The following is a 3,987-nucleotide window of genomic DNA, read 5'->3' on the forward strand; positions in this document are numbered from 1 at the left end:
GCTGAAACAACGCTACAAATCATATACTAAACCGTTACCCAACATTTGAACTGACGAACTAACTACAAGCGATTGATAACATTTTTATACATAATTGGTGGAATTGGAGCAATATTCTTTATTTATTATTTTGTTTCTATATATATCCAATCAAATTCTGTCGAACATAAAGAATACAAACGTAAGCTAAAAGAAAGTTTGGCAGATGAATTTATTATAGACCCTGAAACTGGAACCAAAATCACGTTGGAAGAAGCTGAATCCGGACATTGGGTTGCTCACGACAACGAATTCAGAACTATATCTGAAACTGAATTGGAAAAGCTACTTACCGAAGACGAAAAACAAATTGAAATCGCACTCAACTATTTAAGAGAAAGTAAAGATTATAGAAAAACTGAACTGACCGATGAAGAATTTGACGTTTTTGACAATTCTAAAACTTTGAATAATTATGATGATTGGTCTTACTCAAACCCATTCTCTTTTGAAAATGGAATTGTAATATTGCCTGCACCTGAGCTACACGGAATGACTTATTATCAAGACGATTATAAAGAATCCCATTTAATGTTTTGGAAAAAAATTAAAAATATAAATGGCCATTATTATTTAAGAGAAAAATCAACAGCTGAAAAAGTATTTGATAAATTTAGAAATGATGATGACCTTCAACTTGAAGACTATGAGTGTTTTACTATTAAGAAAAGTTTTGACTTAATAGTAATCAATAAACTTCTTGAAAAATTTGAGAATCAGAAAGGTTTAGAAATTGAGATTAATAATGACAACCTATTAGTCAAAACATTAAAACTGACAAGTATAGAAGACATTAAACGGATTGAAAAAGTATTAAAAAACGTTGGGTAACAACGTGTAAAATTAATTGCTAGTTCTAGCCTACTTACGAATATTCCTGCGGAATATTCTATTCGGTTTTTATTTGCTAAATTAGTTACTTAAACACGCAACTAATCTTACACAAAACCGTTACCTGCAAGCTAAAAACCAATCTTTACGGAAAAAAAATGAGCAAAAATATCTACTTGATTTTATTACTATTTACTTCGATATTATTAGTAGGTTTTTATTTTACATCTGAATTAAATAACTTTTGGATTGCTCACTTCAGTCATTTAGGAATAATGCTTGTTGCTGGACTTCTGATTATTGGAATTAATAAAGGAAAACTTCCGAATAAAGAAAAAACATTCATTGAAATAAACCAAGTTGTTGGAATTTTAATTGGAATAATCGGACTTATTGGAGTTAGTAATTTCATACCAGTTCTTGCAACTAAATTAGCTGGAATTGAAATGACTGGATTTTTAAAAACATCTGAACTGAACCGAGTTTTTGTTGTGTTACTTTCGATAACATTATTTGAGGAAATCCTATTTCGCAGAATTTTAGCGCAGAAAATTAATAATACTCTCGGATTTAAAAAAGCAATCTGGATTTCTGCATTAATTTTCGCTATTGCTCACATTTACACAGAAACTGGACTTTTAAGTGCATTTATTGCAGGAGCGATTTTCGCATATATTTATCTAAAAACAAATAATATCTATTTAAGCATTATTGCTCATTTGTTTTATAATTTGACCACATATTTCCTGACACCGATTTTTATAGCAAATTTTGACGGAATTAATAAGTACTCGATAATTGTTTCGACCATTTTAATTGGTTTAGGACTTATCTATGGAATGATAAGAATTTTGAATAAAAAGCCAGCAGGTAACACCGTGTATAATTAATTGCTTTGTTCTTCTCTACTTGCGAAAATTCCTGCGGAATTTCCACGGGTTCGTAAAAGTTTACTAGATTAGTTGCTGAAACACGCAACTAACCATACACAAAACCGTTGGCAGCAATGCACCCATTCAGCAAAAGCCTTTACTCTACCCTTACTTTAGGCTTTCTTAATTCGAGCCATCAAAGAACCTTTATTTAGAAACTCAAAACGATGGATTAAAAGGCTTATCGAATATATTACAACAAAAAACTGCTGATTAAACCAAAACCTGGACAATTTCGTTCAAATTAAACCTTAACTGAACATTTCAAAATTACCTACGTTAAACAAAAAAAAGCCTAGTTTATTTTCCGCGATTTTTTTTTTAGAATTTTAAGTCAGTAAAATCAGGAAAACTAGAGACGACAATTTTAATTTAGCGTTAATCATCCAACATAAAACTACTTTTTGAGACGTTTAACAAGCTAAAAGCAACATAACTCAGGATTTATAAGCTAAACGGAAAATCAGCATGTGATAAGCCACTACGCAGAACTAAAACTAGATCATTTAAGGATCAATTTGATGTTTAAGTTAGTTAACTAACGAAATGATGAATAATTAAATCATTGTTTGACTAAAAAATATCGGAAAAATAATAAGCACGGCTGCCAACACCGTGTATAATTAATTGCTTTTTTAGGCTTACTCACGAAAATTCCTGCGGAATTTTCTCTGGCAAGTAAAAGTTTGCTAAATTAGCTACCCAACCACGCAACTAACCATACACAAACACGTTGCCAGTAATTTGAGAAACAGAACTAAATGGGAGTTTGGAACACAGAAATAAAAGGAAACGATACTACACTTGACATTTATTCCAACTTTTTTGACAAGTACAATAATGGTGGAAATCAAGTTTGGGTTTCAAACGAAATCAAAGCGGAATTTAAAGATAATTTTTCGGATTCAGACGACAGAAATAATTCATTATTCGGACTTGCATTAGCACAATGGGAAACAAAATCTTTAGAACCTGAAATTTATAAAACCGTTAAAGAAATAATTGAAACCGGAACGGATTTGGACTTATGGAAAGAACTTGGAGCTGACAAAAAAACTCTGAATGACCGAAAATCGGAATTAGAAAATTTCCTAAAACAAATCTCGACCGAAAAACCAAAAGCGAAAAGACGAGTAAGACCAAAATTTGAGTTTACTACAAACGAACTCGTTAATATTAGAACAATTGACGGAACAAAGGAATTTAGGATTAACGAAGAGTTTACAAACGGAAAATATATCCACACAAGCGGAATAATGGAATGGAGTTCGGGTGGTGGAGCTGGAATTGTGTATTACACAGGAGAAAGTAAAAGTATTTCTGCCAAATGGATTGATAATAACAATTTGGAAATAATTCACGAACCGAATTTGACTTTTGACAAAAAAGAAAAAGAATCGTTTTTTCGAGGAGATAAAGCGATAATAAAATATAAAACGGAATAAAAACTACTGGCAACAATGCATATATTTTATTGCTAGGTTCTAGCCTGCTTACGAAAGTCCTCGCGGACTTTCTATTCGGTTTTTATTTACTAACTTAGTAACTTGATCACGCAACAAACCATATACTAAACCGTTGTGTGTAATTTGGCTCAATCTTTGCATATGAAATAGAATGACAAAAATAATTCCACTTTTTATATTTCTCACTCTCTGCAACAATGCCATCGGACAGAAACGAACTTCAGTTGAATTAAACATCAATGACTTAATAGGAACTTGGAATTATACTTCCGAATCAAGAAATAATAATTTAGTACTCTATAAAATATCTTATCTCAAAAAAGATTATGCTGGAGGAATTATGAAATTTTCATCCGATGGAAAAATGACTAAACAACTTTCACGTAAACCAAAAAAATGTGGAAACGATACGAGCTCTAATCTCAATATAAGTGGAAATTGGGTTTTTGATAAAAAAAACAACATCTTGACAATTAAATTTGGTAAATTCAGAAGTGCCGAATATGTAATTTTGGAATTATCCAATAATAAATTAATCTTGAAAAGAATAATTACCGAATAAAGCCTACTGACAAAAAAAACTTGCTAATTAAGAAAATAAAAAAACTACACACAACACCGTGTATAATTAATTGCTTTGTTCTTCTCTACTTGCGAATATTCCTGCGGAATATTCACGGGTTCGTAAATGTTTATTAACTTAGTTGCTTAACCACGCA

Annotated in this window: 4 protein-coding genes; all 4 read left to right on the top strand. The window is 31.2% G+C overall.

Annotated elements, in window-relative coordinates; genetic code table 11:
• Positions 1 to 72: 72 nt before the first annotated feature.
• Positions 73 to 870 carry a hypothetical protein gene (locus KO515_RS17970; protein WP_215937726.1) on the top strand — a complete coding sequence of 266 codons (798 nt, stop codon included), beginning with the start codon at positions 73 to 75 and terminating at the stop codon, positions 868 to 870.
• Between the two features lie 158 nt (positions 871 to 1,028).
• The gene (locus tag KO515_RS17975; RefSeq protein WP_215937727.1) at positions 1,029 to 1,760 is read left to right on the top strand and encodes a CPBP family intramembrane glutamic endopeptidase; all 732 of its coding nucleotides are present in this window, start codon (positions 1,029 to 1,031) and stop codon (positions 1,758 to 1,760) included.
• 803 nt (positions 1,761 to 2,563) lie between these two features.
• The gene (locus KO515_RS17980; RefSeq protein ID WP_215937728.1) at positions 2,564 to 3,247 is read left to right on the top strand and encodes a hypothetical protein; all 684 of its coding nucleotides are present in this window, start codon (positions 2,564 to 2,566) and stop codon (positions 3,245 to 3,247) included.
• Between the two features lie 172 nt (positions 3,248 to 3,419).
• On the top strand, positions 3,420 to 3,830 hold the full coding sequence (locus KO515_RS17985) for a lipocalin family protein (protein WP_215937729.1): 411 nt from the start codon (positions 3,420 to 3,422) through the stop codon (positions 3,828 to 3,830).
• The last annotated feature ends 157 nt before the right edge of the window (positions 3,831 to 3,987 follow it).

Origin of the sequence: Winogradskyella psychrotolerans, assembly GCF_018860545.1 — a bacterium.
Lineage (GTDB): Bacteria > Bacteroidota > Bacteroidia > Flavobacteriales > Flavobacteriaceae > Winogradskyella > Winogradskyella psychrotolerans_A.

What these genes read in the sequence shown, in the direction of transcription:
- KO515_RS17975 (WP_215937727.1), top strand. Translation starts at nt 1,029, where the DNA reads ATGAGCAAAAATATCTACTTGATTTTATTACTATTTACTTCGATATTA.
- KO515_RS17980 (WP_215937728.1), top strand. Translation starts at nt 2,564, where the DNA reads ATGGGAGTTTGGAACACAGAAATAAAAGGAAACGATACTACACTTGAC.
- KO515_RS17985 (WP_215937729.1), top strand. Translation starts at nt 3,420, where the DNA reads ATGACAAAAATAATTCCACTTTTTATATTTCTCACTCTCTGCAACAAT.